The organism is Streptococcus sp. 3109 (assembly GCF_013276905.1).
Classification (GTDB): domain Bacteria; phylum Bacillota; class Bacilli; order Lactobacillales; family Streptococcaceae; genus Streptococcus.
The window spans coordinates 48,039-70,087 of sequence record NZ_VMLY01000013.1 but is presented as its reverse complement, the minus strand read 5'-3'; the positions used below and the strand labels follow the sequence as shown (position 1 = coordinate 70,087).

Annotated in this window: 10 protein-coding genes and 1 pseudogene; 2 read left to right on the top strand and 9 right to left on the bottom strand. The window is 37.8% G+C overall.

Annotated features, from left to right (window positions below; genetic code table 11):
- Positions 1-4 precede the first annotated feature (4 nt).
- The 6 genes and pseudogenes from HT698_RS07310 to HT698_RS07285 all read right to left on the bottom strand — a co-directional run bounded on the left by HT698_RS07310 (position 5) and on the right by HT698_RS07285 (position 17,573).
- A pseudogene (locus tag HT698_RS07310) lies at positions 5-5,988 on the bottom strand (ZmpA/ZmpB/ZmpC family metallo-endopeptidase).
- A gap of 202 nt (positions 5,989-6,190) precedes the next feature.
- Positions 6,191-7,369, bottom strand: a complete 1,179-nt coding sequence (locus HT698_RS07305; protein ID WP_173217868.1) for a hypothetical protein — start codon at positions 7,367-7,369, stop codon at positions 6,191-6,193.
- Between the two features lie 131 nt (positions 7,370-7,500).
- The gene (gene addA, locus HT698_RS07300) at positions 7,501-11,151 is read right to left on the bottom strand and encodes a helicase-exonuclease AddAB subunit AddA (protein ID WP_173217866.1); all 3,651 of its coding nucleotides are present in this window, start codon (positions 11,149-11,151) and stop codon (positions 7,501-7,503) included.
- A complete protein-coding gene (gene rexB / locus HT698_RS07295) occupies positions 11,148-14,423 on the bottom strand; it encodes an ATP-dependent nuclease subunit B (RefSeq protein ID WP_173217864.1) in 3,276 nt (1,091 codons plus the stop codon). The genes addA and rexB overlap by 4 nt, the downstream gene beginning before the upstream one ends.
- Before the next feature lie 211 nt (positions 14,424-14,634).
- Positions 14,635-15,522 carry a diacylglycerol kinase family protein gene (locus HT698_RS07290; protein WP_050253051.1) on the bottom strand — a complete coding sequence of 296 codons (888 nt, stop codon included), beginning with the start codon at positions 15,520-15,522 and terminating at the stop codon, positions 14,635-14,637.
- Positions 15,523-16,307: 785 nt separating this feature from the next.
- On the bottom strand, positions 16,308-17,573 hold the full coding sequence (locus HT698_RS07285; RefSeq protein ID WP_173217862.1) for a hypothetical protein: 1,266 nt from the start codon (positions 17,571-17,573) through the stop codon (positions 16,308-16,310).
- A gap of 189 nt (positions 17,574-17,762) precedes the next feature.
- Between HT698_RS07285 and HT698_RS07280 the strand changes: the two genes are divergently transcribed.
- Positions 17,763-18,272, top strand: coding sequence for a tyrosine-type recombinase/integrase (locus HT698_RS07280; RefSeq protein WP_173217860.1), 510 nt, complete (start codon positions 17,763-17,765; stop codon positions 18,270-18,272).
- 76 nt (positions 18,273-18,348) lie between these two features.
- Here HT698_RS07280 and eno read toward each other — a convergent pair whose 3' ends face one another.
- A complete protein-coding gene (gene eno, locus HT698_RS07275) occupies positions 18,349-19,653 on the bottom strand; it encodes a surface-displayed alpha-enolase (RefSeq protein WP_000022821.1) in 1,305 nt (434 codons plus the stop codon).
- A gap of 163 nt (positions 19,654-19,816) precedes the next feature.
- Between eno and HT698_RS07270 the strand changes: the two genes are divergently transcribed.
- Positions 19,817-20,263 carry a DUF1694 domain-containing protein gene (locus HT698_RS07270; RefSeq protein ID WP_173217858.1) on the top strand — a complete coding sequence of 149 codons (447 nt, stop codon included), beginning with the start codon at positions 19,817-19,819 and terminating at the stop codon, positions 20,261-20,263.
- On the opposite strand, the gene HT698_RS07265 is transcribed toward HT698_RS07270, so the two are convergent.
- Both HT698_RS07265 and serB read right to left on the bottom strand, forming a co-directional pair.
- Positions 20,260-21,375 carry a glycerate kinase gene (locus tag HT698_RS07265; protein WP_173217856.1) on the bottom strand — a complete coding sequence of 372 codons (1,116 nt, stop codon included), beginning with the start codon at positions 21,373-21,375 and terminating at the stop codon, positions 20,260-20,262. The two genes, HT698_RS07270 and HT698_RS07265, sit on opposite strands and share 4 nt — an antisense overlap.
- A gap of 8 nt (positions 21,376-21,383) precedes the next feature.
- Positions 21,384-22,028: a phosphoserine phosphatase SerB gene (gene serB / locus HT698_RS07260; RefSeq protein WP_173217854.1), complete on the bottom strand. Its 645-nt coding sequence runs from the start codon at positions 22,026-22,028 to the stop codon at positions 21,384-21,386.
- Positions 22,029-22,049: the final 21 nt, after the last annotated feature.

The window sequence follows — 22,049 nt, the reverse complement described above, 5'->3', positions numbered from 1 at the left end:
AAAACTATTTTTTATTCTCAAAAATTGAACTTCTAAAATCATCGGTTTGGTCAAGATAAGCTTTAAAGATTGCTTTTTTCAGTTTATAAACTCTACTATTCGTATCCGGGTATTCTTGTGCTCGATAATCTTCAGCATCTTTTTTAACCGCTTCTCTAATTATACTTCTTAACTTATCGATATTATCAATAGTTATTGTCTCTTGACGACCCCAATTGTTAGGGTTTACAAAGCTAATTCTTGATAATTTATTGAATTTATTTTCTCGTTCTTTATACATCGCTTTTTTAAACTCAACCCAAGAAGAATATTCATCATTAAATACTTTTTTAAGCACTAGTTTATCTGTGACCAATCCTATTTCTTTACCATATGAATTAATCTTGCTTCCATTAGCTTTTGCTTCTTTTTCATACTGATTAGAAATATACGGAACCATACCTTCTTTATATCCTTTAGCAGCTAATAGTTCAAATGCCATACGACGCCCCATTAAATCACCTGGAGTTCCTTTATCACTACTTAAGGCAGAATATATAGGTGAGAAAAGATTAATTGTGTAGTATCCATTTCGTTTATACTCACCTTCATTTATATATTTTCTTCTTGTGATTATATCGTTTTCTATTAAACTATTGAAAGAGGTTAACTTGTTTAGCTCATCAAGATTTAATCTACGAACAACATTTGTTGCATAAACTTCATTTCCATCAGGATCAGGTTTATACTCATTCTCTATTTTCCTTAATAGCTCCCCTTTCTCATTGGTATCTAAGTTAACTACTGCTTCTCCTTCTAATTTCTCAAGTGTATAAACTAAATCAAATAAGTTATGCATATATTTACGCAAGTCTTCTGCACTATTAAATTGTTGAGTTGGATCAGCTACTTGAAGTCTTGTTGAATTTTCTGAATCCTCATATTTCAATATAGAGTTAATCGTAATAGTAGGGTCATTTGGATGATCAGGAGCTTGAAGTAATCCTTTCGCATAAAACTCTGGTCCTAATCCGCTTCTTCTTCCATATCCTCCAAGATAAATCTCTCTATCTGAGTTATGTGTCATTTCATGAGTATAAGTTACCGCTCCAGATTTATCTAACATACGATAAGCCATATAGTAGAATGCGTCACCTGTTGCATATGCACCATTAGCGTTGTGAACAACATTATTTCCAGCAGGGCCAAAGAAGTTTTTAATAGCTGGATGATTAGTTTCAAAGTTAGCTTCTTGTAACTTATTATCTTTATCATTTCCAAATCTAAATGCATCATAAACTAGTACACTTCTATATAATTTTTCTTTATTTTCTTTATCTAGAATTTTATACCAATAATCATAATGATCTCTAAATCGTTTAGCCGCTGCTTCTGCATTCTCTTCTACAAATTTATTTAATTTGTCTCCCTTAGGATAGTCAGAACTTCTATATCTATCATAAGCACCAAATCCTATAGTTGAAATATTGGCAATCATAAATATCATTTTTTCTTCTGGTAAAGTTAATAACGGTAAGACCATACTTTGATATTTCCATGATGGACTAGTTAATCTATCATATACCCCAATAGAATATTTAGTTCCCTCTTTCCCTTGTTTTTCTCTTACCTCTTCAATTGTAGATTTTTCTTCTACAATATATGCTCTTGTTTGTTTTTTAAACCACTCATTGTTAGAAGTTTTTGGTAAGAATACTTTTCTATATCCTTCTAATGCCTTGAATAAAGTTTCTGTCCCATAATTCTTCGCTAACAATACATTATAAGTAATAACGTTATTTTTAGCTAATAAATTATTAAATCCAGATCTACCTAGTTCAATAACATTATCTAGAGCTGAACTATTTGATTTACCAAAGAAATCCAAGTGATACATTATTAAATCTTTAGCATTGGTTTCTCCATAATTAAAATTATACCAGCGTTCAAGATATGTTAAACCTAACAATAAGGCTTCCTTATTATTCTTAATTTTCTCAATTACATAATTATCTATTATCTTATTGTTATTTTCAGCTACTGCCGCATCTGCTGAAAGAAGTTTTGATAAACTATCTTCAATGTTTGCTTTTGTTTTCTCAAATTGTTCATCTAGATATAATTCTGTTAGTTTTATATTACTAGAGATATCTAATACTTTTCTTATCTTATCTGAGTTGTAATTTACAGATTTCAATTCTGATACAACGCTATTAATAATATTATTGTAATTATGTAATAATGTGTTAGGTGTATACATTAGCTTTGTATTAGTTATTTCATATTCTGCTACTTTAGAGAAATCTTGTCGATATTTTATATCTAATGTTTGAGTAGTATTATCTGAATAATGAAGTAATAGTTTATTAATTCTTTGTTTATCTTTATTAATATCAGTAATTACGTCTTTATCACTCATTGGAACTACAGACACAAGCTCTTTAGTAAATAAATCATTATTAGCATCTACTAAATTACCATACTTGACTATAGTCTCTCTATTGTAGAAAGGTAATAATTTTTCAATATTTTTATATACTCTTAATCTAGAAATATCAGCATCTTTTAAGTTTTTATAATCTGTTTCATATCTAGATGAGAAGTTAAAGTCTTCTATCTTAGTATTTTTCTTAGGAACAAGTTCAGCTTTTTTCTCTGCAACTTGGTTACTTTCAAGTAATGTACCTCTTTGTTCTTCTGAATCTTTACTAAGTATTTCGTCATCTACTTGAACTACTTTTACCACCTTATTATTTTTATTACTATACGTGTTAGTTGCTTTTATACCGTCAAAATTATAACCAGCAATAGCATTACCATTTGTTACATTTACGTCGCTTAATACATTTGTAATTTGACCTGAGTTACTTACTTCAGATGAACTATTATCCCAAAGATTACCTACAACTCCACCAACTTTACCAAAAGGCTTCACATTATTAAGATTACCTTCAGTATAGCTATTACTAATCGTTGCTTTTTTATCAACAACACCTGCTATACCACCAACAACCTGATCTCCTGTATTAGCATTCGTAGCCATATCAATAGATGAAACTGATCTATCGATTAAAGCACCAGCACCTGAAAGTTTCCCTACTAATCCTCCAATTTGGTAAGTTGATTTTGTATCATAAGTATTAGTTATTCTACCTGTAAAGCTACTATTCGAAATAGTAGAATTATCAACTTGTGAAACCAATCCACCAATACTACGTTCACCAGCAATTACACCAGATGAATGAACATTAATAATTTTAGAACCTTTACTCGCCATTTTCGCTATTGTAGCTGCATCTTCTTTAGAAGAAACATTCGCTTCTTTTATTGAAAGATCTTTTACTGTAGCACGGTTTAAAGTTCTAAATAATGGTTTTTTCAGATTATATATAGCGTAGTACTTATCATTATTTTTACCAATTAATGTACCTGTAAACTCATTACTAACATAACTTTCTTGACCATCTTGAAGTTCTACTTCACGAGCATCCATAGTTGCTCCTAAACGAAACTCTCCAGAAGGATTACTATTCATTGCTTCGACTAAATTTTTGAATGATGTATAAACGCCATTTTCACTTCTCACCATCTTAGGTAGGTAGTAAGTGTAATTGTCTAAAGTACTATTGTTTTCATGTTGAATTAAATCATTAGCTTGTCCTACAATTTTATAAACATCTTGATTATCTTTTGTAGCACTTTCAATACTCTTAACGGGTAACATAACATCTTTAAAATTCTCCGATTTTACTTTCATAAAGTAGTTACTAGGATTATTTGGAACCGTATCAAATGAGGTTACATGTCGATATTTATTATTTTCTAAAGTATACAATTCTACATTAGAAATATTTCTAAGCTCTAGTTTCTTGTCGACTTGTTTTTCTTCTTTAATTTTATCTTTAGGACGTTCCGCTTCCCCATTTGTAGGACTTACCTCATTTTCAGGTTTAGTATCTTCTGCACTAGGTTGTTCGATTTTACCAGTATATTCTTTCGGTGCTTCTACTTTCTCTGGCTCGACTATCGCTCCGGCTTGCACCCCTGTGTATTCTGGCAGCGGAGCTACTTGTTCTGGTTCTACTATTGCTCCGGCTTGTGGACCTGTGTATTCTGGTAGGGGTGCAATCTGCTCAGGTTCAACAATAGCTCCAGACTGTGGACCTGTGTATTCTGGTAGTGGTGCAATCTGCTCAGGTTCAACAATAGCGCCGGCTTGTGGTCCTGTATATTCTGGAAGCGGTGCTACCTGCTCTGCTTCAACGATAGCTCCAGCCTGAACTCCTGTATATTCTGGTAGTGTTGCTGACTGCTCTGGTTCGACTACAGCTCCAGCTTGTACGCCTGTGTACTCTTTTGGTGGCTCTACTTTTTCAGGTTCAACAATAGCTCCAGCTTGTACACCTGTATATTCTTTTGATGGTTCTACTATTGCTCCGGCTTGCACTCCTGTGTATTCTGGTAGGGGTGCTACCTGCTCTGGTTCAACAATAGCTCCGGCTTGTGGTCCTGTATATTCTGGAAGCGGTGCCACTTGTTCTGGTTCTACTACAGCCCCAGCTTGTACTCCAGCATATTCCGGTTCAACTTTTTCAGGTTCAACAATAGCTCCAGCTTGTAGACCTGTATATTCTGGTAAAGTGGCTACCTGTTCCGGTACACCTTTATCACTTACAACTGCTTCTGGCAACTCTGGTTGAACTTCCGGTACACCTTTATCACTTACTACTGCTTCTGGTAATTCAGGCTGAATTGCTGGTTCAACAATAGCTCCAGACTGTACGTCCTTATGTTCTACACCAGTCTCAGGTTGGTCCTTTATAACTTGAGGTTTTTTGTACCTTTTTCGACTATTCTTGTAACAGGCGCAGTCGTTGAAGTTGAAATAATTTCTCTAGAAACTTCTTCCTTGTTTACAGAGAATATTCTGATGACTTCAACTTTCTTACCTAATTTACCTTCTTGTTTGACTCTTACAGTTCCTTCAGCTAAATCAGGATTCTCCTGAATTTCTTCTTGAAAATCTATTTTTGTCTCTATAGCTTCCTCACGATATAAGAGTTCAGGTTTGTTCAACTGACCTGATAAAACTTCATCCTGTGGATTTAGTGTATTTACCCCAGTCTTTTCTTTTGGAGAAACCTTCTTGTCTTTATTCGTTTTTAGATTCTTATGTTCGGCTAATTGTTCTTGAGAATTTGAAGATTGTTTCTCTTCTTTTGTTGGATTGGTTAATTCTGTAGAGAGAGGTTTTTCAACTACTTGGACTTCTGTGGACTTAGTTGAAGAAACAGGTTTTTCTTCCTGAATTGTTTGTACCTTTGATGGATTCTCTACAAAATTTGGTGTAACATTGTAATCTACCTTTTGTTGATTTTTAGAAGTAGCTACTGATTTCTCTTGATTACTTACTTCGGAATCAGAAGTAGTTTTCCCCTCTTTGATATATCCAATATAAGTGTAACCTGAAATCTCTTTAGGAAGAGGTAATTTTTCTCCTGAAGTTAATTCATAGTCCGTATTGTAATTCAGTAAGAGATTATTTTCTAAAGCATGAGCTGAAACTAAGACACCATTTCCTATCCCTGCAACCAATACTAAATGTAATACCGTTTTATTCTTAACTTTTTTCTTAGAAACAGCAAAAACTAAAATCCCCAGAGCTGCTAAGCTAGCACCAGCAACTAAGGCTTGCACCTCATTCTTGCTTCCAGTATTTGGCAATTCTCCCAATTGATTTTGGGAATTTAATTTATAAACAAGATAATAAGTCTCATCATCATTCTCCACGTATGTCGGAATATCATAGACAAGCTGCTTCTTTTCTTCTGATGATAGCTCTGAATCTGTTACATATTTATAGTGAACACCTTTAGTTTCTTGAGCATCCACAGATGAACTAGCTAATACAGACATAAAAAATAAACTTGAAATCGTTGCAGATACAAGTCCTACTGATAATTTTCTAAATGAAAAACGTTCTTGTTTTTCACCAAAATACTTTCCCATGATTCCTCCTTGAAATACAATTTATAAATGTTACAGAGACCTTTATTATATTAGTGTATTATCTATAAAAAAGGCAATATACCTTAATTATACTCTTTATTTACCGAAATGTCTTAAAATTGCGTAGCGTTTTCATACTTTGTTTTATATTATTTTGGGGATACAGTAACACCTACCATGGCATTTCCACGGCAGGTGTTACTCATATCACTAATCGTTCTAAAAATGGTTTGAGGCAGTTGAGGAGAATACCTTCTATCCAGCTTTCTTGTGCTGAGGATAGATGTTCTGTCTGGAGGCTTTCTTTTAAAAAGTCTCGGACTTGTTCTGGTGCGATTTCAAATTCAAAGGCTTTCATTTTATAGAAAAAGTCTAGCAGATGGTCTGATAAGTATTCAGTTGAAAAAGGCACTTCTCCACTTTTTCGATATTCTAATAAGAGCCGAGCAAATCTGGCTTTTTCTTCAGGAAGCTCACGAAAATAGGAATTGAGGAGCCAGGTCTGCTTCTGCTTTCTTTCAATTGGATCCTGACTAGCAATTCGTTGGTCTTTTTCCAGCTCTTTTTGGTATTGTTTGGCCTTGATAGCCCGTTCTGTCCGATTTTTACCAAAAAGAATTTTCTCCCATTTGCGTTCTTCTTGAGTCAGGGTCTCTGTAAATCCAAAGTAATCTTGATAGGCACGCTCTGCTGGGCCCATAGCTAGAACCAGATTGTCTGCATATTGCTTGGCGATTTTATCTCTCTTTTTGCGCTCTTTCTCTGCCTGAATACGGAGTTCTTGTTCGTAGTCAATTTTATCTTTTCCTAGTTTGACAAGGTAGAGTTGGTCATCTGGTTTTCCAAGTAAAAAGGGTTTGATACATTTTTCAAGAACTTCTTCCATCCGAGCCTTTTTCTTTGGTTCCGCCTTGGTCCAACTTCCTCCTTGAAAGACTTCTAGGAAGAGCTGGTAGTCTCTATCAGGGGAGAACTGATTGCCACGATTAGGTTTAAAAACACCTTTTTCCCAGAGCCACTTTAGAAGTCGCTCGTCAAAGTCACTTTTGTTAACCTTGATTTTTTCCTTTTTCTGGGCTTTTCTGGTCAGATTTTCAGCCTTTCTGAGTAGTTTTTCTTCCTCTTCCAATTGCTGGTCAAGGGTCAATCGATGAAAATGCCGAACACAATCACTACCAATCGGAAAGAGGCGTTGACCTGTGACACCGTTAAAGAGTTCGTAAGCGTATTTGATGGCATTTCCACACACACAATTGCTACGGCCGATACCGTTAAAAATCAAGGAAACTTCATTCCATTCCTTGGTAGCTTGTTCCCAAGTATCAGATTTTGAAGCCTGTAAAACCGCATCATGCAGGGATTTTCTAACCGGAAGTGTCATGAGGTCTCCTTTCTAATATTCAATGAAAATCAAAGAGCAAACTAGGAAGCTAGCCGCAGGCTGCTCAAAACACAGTTTTGAGGTTGCAGATAAAGCTGACGTGGTTTGAAGAGATTTTCGAAGAGTATAAATTATACTTTTACAACTTGAACCTCGTCTTTACCGAGTAAAATCAAGTATTTTTCAATATTTTCAATCGAATAGGCTCGTGATAAAGCCTCTTCGTATAGGGCTAACTGACCACGATAGCGGTCTATGAGTTGACTTGGATCATCATAGCGGTCTGTCTTATAGTCGAACAGAACGATTTTATCCTCGTAAAGCAGATAGCCATCAAGGATACCACGGACAACGAAATCTTCCTGACTCTTTTGGTCTCGTTTGAGCATAGAGAAAGGTTGCTCGCGATAAAGATGGTTGGTATTAGCGAGAATTTCCTGACCGAGCGCTGTGTCAAAGAATGCAAGAATTTTCGAAAGATTAATCTTGCATTTGACAGCTTGGCTGGTTTGAACTTGTTTGAGAGTTTCTGTCAGGCTAGCAAGCGTTGGTCGCTGGCTGAGGTCAATTCTCTGCATCAGTTCGTGGGTAGCACTACCAATCTCAGCTCCTGTTACCTTTTCTTTGCTTGAAAAATCTGGTAAATCAAAGTTGATTTTCTTGTCTACTGACTGGCCTTGACCTGCAATCTCGACACCTTCCATATCCATAACTGGTTCGTAGAATTTCTTGATTTGACTTGGGGTTTGAACACTAGGAAGTTCAATAGCTGCGCGATGAAGAGTATTATAAACTTCCACTTCTTTCAGCATTTCAAGAGCTTCTTTAATGGTTTCTGACTGACGATTGTCTGCTTGGGAGCTATCTTGGAGAAGACTCTTGGTTTCCAACTGACCGATAGCTTCTCTAGTCAGCTGATCTTCACCAACAAAACGATAGCTAAAGTTGAGATTATCCTTTGCAAATACTTTACTGATAGCCCAAATCCAATCTTGGAAATTACTTGCTTGAAGTCTAGTGTTGCTGTTTAGTTTTCCATTTTTAGCTGCAGGAAATTCTTTGCCCTCCAGCTTTTCACGAGAGCCCTTACCGATAAGATAGAGCTTTTTCTCAGCCCGCGTCATGGCAACATACAGCAGACGCATCTGCTCTGAGTAGCTTGCCAGCTGTAATTCCTCTTCGTTCTGTCTATAGGTCAGGCTAGGAATGGAGAGTTTGATGGTTTTAGGATAGTGATTTTCGACTGCTCCTGTATCCATCTTGGCAATGTATTTGACACCTAGTCCATTTTTACGGCTGAGAATGACTTCTGACATGCTGTCTTGCTTGTTAAAATCCTGATCCATATTGAGTATAAAGACGTAAGGAAACTCTAGCCCTTTACTCTTGTGAATGGTCATGAGCTCTACTGCATCTTTTGGCGGTGCGACGGCCACGCTTGCCAAATCGTGCTGGGCTTCTAAAACTTGGTCAATCATACTAATAAAACGTGACAAGCCTTTGAAATTACTCTTTTCAAACTGGTCAGCTCGCAGTGCTAGGGCATAGAGATTAGCCTGTCTAGCAGGACCATTTGGCAAAGCCCCAACATAATCATAATAAAAACGGTCATTGTAAATCTTCCAAATCAAGTCATAGAGGGAGTGGGTTTTGGCATACAAGCGCCAAGAATCCAAGATATCCATGAATTGGTTTAGTTTTTCAGCTAAATCAGTATGAATTAAGTTTTTCTGGCTTGTTGCAAGTTTTTGAGCATTGACCAGTTTCTCATAGAGATTTTCTTGGACTTTATCCTCTGCTTTCTGAAGGGACAAACGTGCTAACTCGTCCTCATCAAAGCCAAACATTGGAGACTTCATAAGGGCAACCAAGGCATAGTCTTGCAGGGGATTGTGAATGACACGAAGGGTGTCTAGCATGACTTGCACTTCTAGGGATTGGAGATAATTGTTTTGCTCTCCATCGGTTTTGACAGGAATTCCATACTCAGACAGGGCGAGAAGAATCTGGTCATTACGACTGCGACTGGAGGTCAGAAGGGCAATTTCTTTAAAGGAAACACCTTTCTCCTGATGAAGTTTCAGAATCTCCTTGATAACTAAGCGCATTTCGCCTGTTAGTTTCATTTCTGCCTGCCCCTCTTCTTCCTCACTTGTGTCGTCCTTGTCGTAGAGGAGAAATTCTGCCTTATTGTCTGTATTAGGAATCAGTTTGGTATTGGCAAAAACAAGCTGGTGCATGTTATCATAGTTGATTTCTCCGATTTCTTGGTCCATAAGACGTTCAAAAACATCATTGGTTGCTGATAGCACTTCTGAACTACTACGGAAATTTTCCTTTAGGAGAATCAGCTTGCCTTCTTGGGGATTTTGCGCATAGCGTTGGAATTTTTCATTGAAAATCTGCGGGTCTGCCTGACGGAAACGGTAGATAGATTGCTTGATATCCCCCACCATAAAGCGATTATGGCCATTAGACAGCAATTCCAGCATCCGTTCTTGAATGTGATTGGTATCCTGATACTCATCGACCATGACTTCGTGGAAACGCTCCTGATAAGCCTCACGGACTTGCGGGAAATTCTCTAAAATCTCGATAGTGTAATGGCTTATATCAGCGAATTCAAAGGCATTTTCCTGTCGTTTTCTCTGACGATAAACCTCCACAAAATCACTCATGAAGGTTTGGAAGGTTTTAGCTAGTTTCCAAGTGTCTCCATGATAACGTTCTTGATAGTCGAGAATGGTTATCTGGTCTGCTAGTTGTCCTAGCCTAGCAAACTGGGTCTTTCTCTCTTCGTTGTAAGCATCAGCCAGAAGCTTCAAATCAGCCTTACGACTGGCATTCGTCAGAGCTCGACCATTTTTTTCCTTAGAGATTGCGACAACACGCGCAAGCCCTGCTTGATAAGCCTGCCTATCAGACTCTTGATTTAAGGAGCCAATTTCATCCAGAACTAACTGAACATTTTCTAAATAAGCAGCCTTTACAAATTCCTTGGCATCATTATCCAGATGATAACGGAAGAAACTTTCCAAGTCCCAAAGGGCTTGCTGGATTTGCTCAGTTAGTTTTTCTTTTTCATTCGTAAAATCAGCTTTCTCAAAGCCTTTGAGGAAAGATTCACTCAGCCATTTCTGAGGATTGCTGGTGGATTGGAGAAAGTCATAGATTTTATAGACCTGCTGGCGTAGCCCCCGTTCATCCTTGCCACGTCCAGCAAAGTTTTTCAGTAAATGACTAAAGGTCTCTTTCTGTTTACCTTGGTAATGGGCTTCAAATACCTCATGGAAGACTTCGTTTTTGAGAAGAAGTTGCTCGCTCTGGTTTTGTAAAATACGGAAATTAGGCGCAATATCAATCAGATAGCCATGTTTACCAAGGAATTTTTGTGTGAAAGAGTCCATGGTTCCGATGGCAGCGTTGGGTAGGTCTGCCAACTGGCGACCCAAGTGTTGTTTGAGGTCAACATCGCCACTTTCTTGAATTTGTTGGCTGATTTTCTTCTCCAAACGTTCTTTAAGTTCAGTCGCAGCCTTGACGGTAAAGGTTGAGATAAAGAGTTGAGAAATTTCGACACCACGCGCCAATTGGTCCAGAATGCGCTCGGCCATGACAAAGGTCTTTCCAGAACCAGCCGATGCTGAGACCAGAATATTCTGGCCAGAAGTGTAGATAGCTTCGATTTGTTCGGCAGTTTTCTTTTGTTCCTTGCTCGAATTTGCTTCAGCTTCTTGCAATTTTTGAATTTCTTCCTCAGTTAAAAAGGGAATGGACTTCATCGTTTCAACTCCTTTCTCATTTTTTCAAACCAAGCTTGCTTGAGTTTTTCTCCGATCAGGCGCTTGCCATCAGCTAAGTCCAACTTTTCTAGGAAACGGGCTTGGCCCAAGTGATAATTGGCTTCAAATCCTGTGATGGCTTGGTGTTGCTGGACGTATGGGGCAATACTTCTGCTATTTTCGGTATAAGGGTTAATGGCGAACTGGCCTGCTAAAATCTTCTCAGCAGCTTTCTTGTAAAGACAGGCATTGTAGTCCAGTAGGAGCTGAAATTCCTCATCTGTCAGCTGATTAGCCTTGTTTTTGTTGTAAAAATCGCCCAAATGACTGCTTTCTTTTTCTAAAAAGAGTCCTTGGTATTTCATAGATTTGCTGGCTTCTACGACTGCACCTGCCAGACTTTTAACCGCCATCAAAGATTGGACGGGTTCAGCCATTTCCAAGTACATGGCACCAAAAAAGTTCTGCTCCCCTTCTCTTTTTAAGGCAGCTAGATAGGTTGGCAACTGGGAATTGAGCCCATTAAAGAAATGAGGAAACTGGAACTGAGTCAGACTGGATTTGTAGTCTACTACTCCTATCGCTCCATCAGCTTTCAAACGGTCAATCCGGTCCACCTTGCCTCGTACAAAGACACTGCGACCACTGTCCAATTGAATAAAGGCCTGCTCTTTTCCACCGAAATTCGCTTCCTCTTTGATGGTTTCGATGGCTGGATTGTGTCGGAGAATATGTCCAGTCGTCCGTGCGACATCAAGCAGAACTTCCTTGGTGAACTGGGCTTCTAAACTTTCTTGATAAATAGCCTCAAATTCGCGTTCTTGACTGGTTTCTTGAATAGCTTGTTCTAAACGTTGGTCAAAAGAATCTTCGTCAGGCAACTGCAAGGCACGTTCAAAAATGCGGTGCAAAAAATTCCCGTGACTACGGGCATCTGGACGCAGGCGTAATTCTTCTTGCAAGCCTAAAACGTAGCGAAGAAAATAACTGTATTGGTTCCGGTAAAACTCCGTCAAACCAGATGTAGACAGGTAAAACTCCTGATCAGCAGGATAGAGCGCCTGCAAGGTGTCCTTAGCCAACTGCTTACTGTTTGGACTGGTTGGGAGAGCTGGATTTTCCAGACCTTGCTGATCTAGTTTTTTACCCATGACACGCGCCAGAACCTTAACAAAAGTCAAATCTTGATCAGTATCGCTCGTCTCGCCCTGCTGGTGATAGGCAACCAGACTGGACAAAAGACTGTGATAGGACCCCATATCCTCCTTAGACAGCCCTTTGTGATTCATCCTCTTCTCTTTTCGACTAAATCCAAAATGGACCAACTCTTGAAGATAGGCAGATTCCTTACTTTCACTTTCATTAAAAAGGCTTGGAGCCGATAAGACCAACTGCTTACGAGCAGAATTGACCAAGGAAAGCATAGTATAGCGATTTTTCTTGAGGTTTTCACTGCTGGCAATCAGCAATTGAACGCCTTCTTCGGTTGCTTGGTTTAAGCTTTGTCTTTCTTCATCTGTCAATAGACTGGTGTTTTGCGCAATTTTTGGTAAATGATTCTGAGTCAGCCCAATGGCATAAACAAAGTCAGCTGTCAGAGGAGCAATCAAATCATAACTCTGCACCAGAACGGTGTCCACTGTTGCTGGAATGGTACGGTACTGAGATAGGCTCATTCCAGAATGGAGCAAGGCTAGGAAGTCCTCCAGACTAACCTGTGAACCAGCAAAAACAGTCGCAAATTGTTCTAAAACATGACAGAATGCCTTCCAAACCTCGGCTTGTCTTTCCTGTTCAAGAGCTTCCATAGTGGCTGTCAAATCTTGCAACTGCTTGGTCACAGCTCCTTCTTTTAGAAAGCTATTCCACTTGTACAAGAGATTTTCAGCCTTTTGTTTTCGGCTAGCAAAAAGAGTCTCAAGAGGGGTTAAAATACGCAAACGAAGAGCATTTAAACGTTCCAGATTAAATTTTCCATGGTGGGATTTGGTAAAGATTTGCTGAAAGGCTGGCAAGCCATTGATACCAAGATAACGGATATATTGCTCAAAAGCATCAATATCAGCCTGACTAAGGTCGGTATACAAACCTGTTCTGAGAAGGTTAATCAAATCCTCCTGACGGAAACGATAGCGTTTTAAAGCCAAGATAGACTCGACAAACTGTGTCAAGGGATGGTGAGCCATAGCTTCGCTTCTACCAATATAAAAAGGAATCTGATACTGGTCAAAAATCGTTTTTAGAGATAATTGATAAGAAGCTACATCCCCCAAGAGAATACGAAAATGCTTGTAGCTCAGGTCTGAGTTCTCATGTAATTTCTGACGAATGCTACGGGCTACTAACTCCAACTCCTCCTTTTGTGTCAAGCAAGACCAGATTTGTAAGTTTTCACGGTCTTTCTCATCGACATCCAAAGCGAGTTCTGAAAAGTTATAAGAAGACTCCAGCAAACGAGAGGCCTTATCAAAACTATCCATCTTCTCATGAGTCTGAGAACGGTCTTGAGCAGGAATTTGGTATTTAGAGGCTAGATGATGGAGAAACTCCACACTGGCTTGATAGAGATTGCCTTCAGCGAATGGACTGGTATAAGCTTTCTTACTAGCATAAGCCCCAATAATAATCTCAACTCCCTTGCCATGAAGTAAGTCCACAATTCGTTCTTCTTCGGCAGAAAAACGGGTAAATCCATCAATGACTAAGGCGATTTGAGTAAAATCACTACTAACTTTGTTATTCTCAATAGCATCAATCAATTGAGACAACTGACTTCCTTGAGCCAACTGGCCTTGATTGAGATAGGCCGTTACCTTCTCAAAAATCAAGAGTAAATCAGATCGCTTGTCCTCATCCGTCAAACTCTCCAAGTCTAAAAAGTTCATCTGAGCCTTGGTCATCTCGTGGTAAAGCTCAATCAACTGCTGGATAAATTGAGGATCTTGCTTGATAGCGCCATAAACACGTAAATCCTTAGGATCAAGTTCGGCAAGGCATTTGTAAAAGGCCATCCCAAGACCAATATCATCAAGACTGATCTTGGCAGGCAAATCATTCAAAATCAGGTAACGAGCCATTTGAGTAAAGCGCGTGACGGTAATCGCAAAAGAAGCCTGCTGGGACAAGCATTCCAGCACGGCGCGTTCCTTTTCAAAAGAAAGAGAGTTAGGAGCGATATAGAAGACTCGCTTGCCAGCAGCAACTAGCTCTTCTGCTTCTCTAGTTAGAACCTCGGTCAAAGAAGTCCGAATATCAGTATAAAGTAATTTCATCTCTGCCTCGTTGGAATTTTTCATTACCCTATATTATACCATGATTAGTCTCGTAAATCTGTTAAAATATTTAGGCCATCCTTTCTTTTATTCATCATCTGCTAAATCTGCTAGATCTTAAATACTTAATTTTACTTGTATTATAGATAGAATAAATCTGCCTACTGAAAATCACATAATGAAAAAAGCCTCGGTAACAAGGCTTTGAGTTTTATGATTGTTTCTTAGGTACGGAATACACTTCAATGTGTTGTCCTAGTACCTTGATGTCGACTGGTAGATTATCTGATTTATCGCCATCAACATCCGACTCTAATTCGATATCAGAAGAAATTTTAATAGTACGTGCCTTTATATATTCAATATTTTCATTCTCTACAAGATCTCCTTTTAACAAATCCGGAATCAAAGATAATTTAGAGAATATAGAAGCATCTTTCAAAATTAGAATATTTGCATATCCATCCTTGTTTTCTTCAAAGATTTTTTTATCTGCAAAATAATTTGTTAGAAGTACTAAAACATGACTTGCTTCCCCAAGGTAATTTCCATTTTCGGTTTCAACTTTAATGTTAAAGACTTGATCTGTCATGACAGACTTCATGGTATTAACTGCATAAGCCAAGATACCAAATTTCGTTTTATCTTCAATTTCAACATTATGAATGGCTTCAGGGAGAGACCCGATACTAAAGATATATCCAAAATAGTGACCATTTGCTTTTCCGATATCAATCTTATCAGTTAAATTGAAATCTAGTTCTTCAATAGCTCCGTCAATATCTTGATTGATTTCTAAAAGTTTTGTAATCAGGTTACCAGTACCACCTGGTATAATTCCCAGTTTAGGAATATAGTCCCTTTCAGCAATCCCTGAAATAACTTCATTGACCGTACCATCTCCACCAAAAACTAGAATTGATTCATATCTTTCTCTAGCAGCTTCTTCTGCGAAATTTGTAGCATCTTTAGCTTTTTGAGTAATTTTAGTTTCCACATCATCAAAATACTCTCTTGCTTTATTCTCCAGCTTCTCTTTGTAATCTAAAGCTTTTTCTCCTCCAGAAGTTGGATTGATAATTAGCATTATTTTTTTCACTCTGTATTTTCTCCTTAAAATTGAAATAGAAAGGTTATTCTCGATGAAAATCAAAGCGTAAACTAGGAAACTAGACGCAGGCTACTCACGACATTGTTTTGAGTCTGTATATTAGCCTAACATGGTTTAAAAAGATTTTCTAAGAGTATTAACCTGATGACACATGATATTTGCGTATATTGCTATTATACAATGAAATGTTAAAAAATAGAAATAAATTGCTTTTAATATCGGTTTTTATCTCATATTAAAAAATGATCTATTTTTTACTAGTAGGTTGTTCTTAATCATCCAAATTAGTCTCTCTCCTCCACACGATGGAATATAGTTCGTAGATATTATTGCTATTTTCTAGTTTCGGATAAAGATAAAACTCACTTGAAAGAATATTTCCCCATATATAAATCAGTCTTTGTCTGACTAGCTACTAGCAAGTAGATGAGTTAATGTTCATTGTCTACTAATCTGAATATGAAAATACTTCAAAAGTCAGTTCAGCTAAGGATGGAAAAAACTCAATTTTTAAGAGAATATGAAATAATACTCAATCAAAATCAAATAGCAAACTAGAAAGCTAGCTACAGCTTGCTTAAAGCAGGACTTTGAGGTTACAGATCAAACTAACGCGGTCAGCTCAAGACACTGTTTTGAATTTGTAGATTAGACTGACATGGTTTGAAGAAATTTTTAAAGAGGATGAATATCTCTATAATAAAAGGCATCTTATCAAGTGTTTTTGACACCTGATAACATGCACTTTTCTGATTTTAAAGATTTTTTATCATTTAAGATAAGACATTTTCATTATGCTCTGTATTATCATCAACAAACTGTTCTTTAACCAAATCCTTGATATCACTTTTGATACTTTTAGTATCTATAATAGAATCTTCACCTAGTTGGTGAAATGTCGCTTTATCTTTAATAGTATATTCTTGTTCATCGTCATATTTTTTGGTTATCAATCGAATCATCTTTCGTCTTAAAGATTTTTCCCCTTTGATGTTTCCTCTTTCTTTTATCCATGCCACTGCTAAAATGACCAGCATTAGACAACCGACATAACCTAAAAGAGGATACATAATGGAGACTAATTCTTTAAATCCCATAAAAGATAAACCATATCCTATAGCGACCGTAGCAATTAGAATAGGGTAAAAGCGCTTAGGTTTGTTGGAAGAGAAACGTTTTGCCAAGGCATAAAATAAACTGAAAGCTGTATTAAAAATGAGTCCAAAAATAATTAGAGCATACAGTAAAGAAAATAGAGGATGAATTTGCTCCGCAATTGTTAACATAGGAATATCAACAGTTGAAACAAGTTTTATATTGGCGTATAAAATACCAGTTGCTACGGTAATAATCAAACTAACTACAAGTCCACCTAAGAGACCACTTTTTTCCGCAACACCAATTCTCATGACAGAACCTCCTAAGACAAATGCCATGGATACACCAGTCATAACAGTTAGTGCGAAATAATTTAGTAAAGAAACCCATACATTGGGCATTGGAGAAGAAAGTGTAGCTGTGATTGCTTCTAACTCTTCAAAATCAAAACTTTTCCCTACGAACGTATGGACTGCCATAATGATAATCATGACAAAGACCAAAGGAGTAAATATCCCAAGAACGCTGGTAATCTTTTCAAAATTAAGAAAACTGACAATAATGACCAAGATAGCACAAATCAATCCTCCCAACCAAAATGGCAAACCAAATTGTTGGTTAAGATTTGAACCAGCTCCTGCAATCATAACAAAACCAATTACAAAGCAGGAAACAATTAAAGCAAAATCAAGAATCTTATTAGTAATAGGCCCGGCAATTTGGGAAAGAACTTCAAAATGATCATTTGAACGGAAATAGCTTCCTAAGGTAATGATAATTTTACCAAAAATAATACTTATGATTCCAAGAACAATCGTTCCAATGATACCCCATTTACCAAAACTAACAAAGTATTGCATTAAATCTTGGCCTGAAGATAGTCCAGCACCAATAACAACACCGACATAAGCTAATGCTATATTTAAAATACGTTTTAACACTATTTTCTCCTAACTGTTATCACTACAATCAATGACTGTCTATTTAGTATACTATTTTCTTATATTATTGTCAAAAATATAAGAATTAGAACCTTGTACATAGAAATATTTCCGCACAATATAGCAAGATAACACAAGGACTAGTCAGCTACTAATCAAACTTCTATCCTCCTCAATTGTTTGGAGATATTGGCTGCTCTTACGTTAAACAAATATCATAAAGATAGCAAGACATTAGACATCCATACAACATTCAATCGATACATTCCAGATGATGATGGAACTAAGACTTTTGCCAGCTTCAGAACAACTCACCTCACAAAGAGAGAGATTGAGATACTAGACAAAATGGTTGAACTGAACCAGCTCAGTGAAAATACTGACCCAAATTGGTACAAGAGCACTCGTATATTCGTCACAAACACTGGTAAGCCAATCCACAGTTCAATTCTAAGCAAGTCTCTCCAGCGAGCAAACGAACGCCTTAAAAAACCAATTCCCAAACATCTGTCCCCTCACATCTTCAGACATACAACTATTAGCATTTTAGCTGAAAATAAAATTCCGCTAAAAACAATCATGGATAGGGTTGGACATTCTGATTCTGATGTTACTAATTCCATCTATACCCACGTCACAAAGAACATGAAAGATGAAGCAATCAATGTACTGGATAAAGTTATGAAAAAGATTTTTTAAAAAGTTTTGCCCCCTAAATACAAAAATAGCCCTTCGGATAAAATCCGAGGGGCTAGAAACGTTGTTAAATCAATGATTATTTCTTAAGGTTGTAGAATGATTTCAATCCACGGTATTCAGCTACTTCACCAAGTTGGTCTTCGATGCGAAGCAATTGGTTGTATTTAGCGATACGGTCTGTACGTGAAAGTGAACCAGTCTTGATTTGTCCTGCGTTAGTTGCAACTGCGATGTCAGCGATTGTTGAATCTTCAGTTTCACCTGAACGGTGTGATACAACGGCAGTGTAACCAGCTTCTTTCGCCATTTCGATAGCGTCGAATGTTTCAGTAAGAGTACCGATTTGGTTAACTTTGATAAGGATTGAGTTAGCAGCACCTTCTGCAATACCTTTTTCAAGGTAAGAAGTGTTTGTTACGAAGAAGTCGTCACCAACCAATTGAACTTTACCACCAAGACGTTCAGTAAGAGCTTTCCAACCGTCCCAGTCATTTTCATCCATACCATCTTCGATAGTGATGATTGGGTATTTGTTTACCAATTCTTCAAGGTAGTCGATTTGTTCTGCAGCAGTACGTACAGCTGCTCCTTCACCTTCAAATTTAGTGTAGTCGTAAACTTTACGTTCTTTATCGTAGAATTCTGATGAAGCACAGTCAAATCCGATAAATACGTCTTTACCAGGAACATATCCAGCAGCTTCGATAGCAGCAAGGATAGTTTCAACTCCGTCTTCAGTTCCTTCAAAACGAGGAGCGAATCCACCTTCGTCACCTACGGCTGTTTCCAAACCACGAGATTTAAGGATTTTCTTAAGAGCATGGAAGATTTCAGCACCCCAACGAAGAGCTTCTTTAAATGATGGCGCACCAGCAGGTACGATCATGAATTCTTGGAAAGCGATTGGAGCGTCAGAGTGAGAACCACCGTTGATGATATTCATCATTGGAGTTGGAAGAACTTTAGTGTTGAATCCACCTAGGTAGCTGTAAAGTGGGATTTCAAGGTAGTCAGCAGCAGCACGAGCTACAGCGATAGACACACCAAGGATTGCGTTTGCACCCAATTTACCTTTGTTAGGAGTACCGTCAAGAGCGATCATAGCACGGTCGATAGCTTGTTGATCACGTACATCGTAGCCAATGATAGCTTCAGCAATGATGTTGTTTACGTTGTCAACAGCTTTTTGTGTACCAAGACCACCGTAACGAGATTTGTCACCGTCGCGAAGTTCAACTGCTTCGTGTTCACCAGTAGAAGCTCCTGATGGAACCATACCACGTCCGAAAGCACCTGATTCAGTGTAAACTTCTACTTCAAGTGTTGGGTTACCGCGTGAGTCTAGGACTTCGCGAGCGTAAACATCAGTAATAATTGACATTTTTTACTCTCCTTATGAGTTAAATTTTTTACACCTCTATAATACCTTAAAAACCCACCTTTTTCAAGAAAAAACGTTATCTTTGTGCAAATTTTCCTTAACTTTATAAAGTAATCGCTTTCTTTTGTCTGTTTTATTCTAACTTTTATGATATACTGTTTTCATGACAGATTTATCAAAACAATTACTTGAAAAAGCTCATGGTGGGCCAAAATTAAATCCGGATGAGCAAAGACGCTATCTTGGTACCTTTGAGGAAAGAGTTCTTGGATATGCAGATATTGACACAGCAAATAGCCCTCAGCTAGAAAAAGGTTTTTTATCTATTTTAGAAAATCTTCAAGAAAAAGCAGAGCCACTATTTGTGAAGATTTCACCAACTATCGAATTTGACAAACAAGTTTTCTACTTAAAAGAAGCAAAAGAAACTGATAGCCAAGCTACCATAGTATCTGAAGAGCACACTTCTTCTCCTTTTGGACTGATTATCCATACCGATACACCAGTACAAGTAGAAGAAAAGGACCTTCGACTTGCTTTTGCAAAACTTTGGGAAGTTCAAAAGGAAGAACCAGTCAAAACATCCTTCTGGAAGAAATGGTTTGGCTAAATCTTGTGCATATTTAATAAGTGCCCAATATTGGCAGCCGTGCGCTCCAGATAGAGACTGGCATTTTTCAAACTCTCTTCTAAAGATTCACTTTTCTCCAAAATTGAAAAGGCAGCTTGAATATTTTCAAATGGTAGGGAAGGTAAATCTTCAGCAAGACTACCACAAATAGCAATGACAGGAACTCCGACAGGGGTTCTTTTTGCTACGCCTATCGGCGCTTTCCCAGCAAAGCTTTGACTGTCCAGTCTACCTTCGCCGACGATAACCAAGTCAGCATATGCAACTTTCTTATCAAAATCAATCAAATCTAAACAGGTATCAATTCCAGACACGATATTTGCCTGAGCAAAGGCACACAAACCAGCAGCAAGGCCTCCACCAGCTCCTGCTCCTTTAATTTCTAATGTTGCAGGTGAGACTTTTTCATAAAAATCTTGGATCGCTTGATCTACGACTGCAAACATAGTAGGTTGTAGGCCTTTTTGTTTGCCAAAAATGTAGGTCGCACCTTGATGACCACATAAGGGACTCACAACATCTGCTAAAATATGAATTTGCACATCTTCAGGAAGTTCATAGCGATTTTCTGTTGAAACAGAAGCTAATTTTAGTAAGGATTGACCGCATGCAGGCAAGACATTTCCATCCTTATCATAAAATCGATAACCTAAACCAGCAGCGATCCCAATTCCTCCGTCATTACTGGCCGTGCCACCAACGCCGATATAGATTTCTTTAATCCCTTGAGCAATGAGATGGCGAATCAACTCTCCGATACCACGAGTTTGGATTTGAAGTGGATTTCGTTTCTCTATCGGAATTTTTCCAAGGCCAACCAAATCAGCAACTTCAAATAGTGCCAGTTTCCCTTTTTGAAAATAGCGCATGGCTTCTTTTTGGCCAAAAGGGCCTGTCACTTGGATCCATTTTTCTTCTAGGTCAAGAGAATGTCGGATAGCATCTACAGTACCTTCTCCCCCATCACCAACAGGGCAGAGGAGATATTCTACATCTGCTATCGATTGTTGGAAACCTCTTTTAATAGCTTCAGCCACCTGTTGAGCAGACAAGCTTTCCTTAAACGAATCTGGTGCAATTACAATCTTCATATTTTCCCTCATTCTAAACAGTCAATCAAAGGTAGAACTTCTAAAAAATCCCTCTTGTCAACATGATTTGGTATTTCTTTTTTGAGTACTTCTTTTGCACAAAAGGCGATTCCTAGTCCCGCTGACTTCAACATCAATAAATCATTGGCCCCATCACCGATTGCAATCGTTCTTTCTTTAGGAAGTTTTAGTTTCTCTCTCCATTTTTCCAGAGTCTCTTTTTTGATCTGGGGACTGATAATTTGTCCAACTAATTTTCCTGTTAGAAAGCCACTTTTTACTTCAAGTTGGTTGGCAGAGAAATAGGCAATGTCGAGGGATTTTGCTAATCTTTCAACTATTGGTGTAAATCCACCTGACACCAGACCAACTAGGATGCCATTCTTTTGGAGAATAGAGATGAATTCTTGAACATTTGGCGATAGATGAATTGAGTTGAAAACTTTATCAAAGACCGAAATAGGAAGACCTTCCAAGAAGGACACTCTTTTTCGTAAACTGCTTTCAAAGTCTATCTCTCCTCGCATTGCCTGACTTGTAATCTGCGAAATTTCCTCCTCACGACTTACCTCTCTTCCCAAAAAATCAATCACTTCTTCTAGGATTAAGGTTCCATCCACATCCATAACACACAAGCCTTTTACTTGAGACATCAGTTCTCCTCTCTAAACAGC

Excerpts from the sequence above, each read along its gene's own strand:
- HT698_RS07305 (WP_173217868.1), bottom strand. The coding sequence starts at position 7,369 with ATGACACTTCCGGTTAGAAAATCCCTGCATGATGCGGTTTTACAGGCT.
- HT698_RS07270 (WP_173217858.1), top strand. The coding sequence starts at position 19,817 with ATGACAGATTTATCAAAACAATTACTTGAAAAAGCTCATGGTGGGCCA.
- rexB (WP_173217864.1), bottom strand. The coding sequence starts at position 14,423 with ATGAAATTACTTTATACTGATATTCGGACTTCTTTGACCGAGGTTCTA.
- addA (WP_173217866.1), bottom strand. The coding sequence starts at position 11,151 with ATGAAGTCCATTCCCTTTTTAACTGAGGAAGAAATTCAAAAATTGCAA.
- eno (WP_000022821.1), bottom strand. The coding sequence starts at position 19,653 with ATGTCAATTATTACTGATGTTTACGCTCGCGAAGTCCTAGACTCACGC.
- serB (WP_173217854.1), bottom strand. The coding sequence starts at position 22,028 with ATGTCTCAAGTAAAAGGCTTGTGTGTTATGGATGTGGATGGAACCTTA.
- HT698_RS07265 (WP_173217856.1), bottom strand. The coding sequence starts at position 21,375 with ATGAAGATTGTAATTGCACCAGATTCGTTTAAGGAAAGCTTGTCTGCT.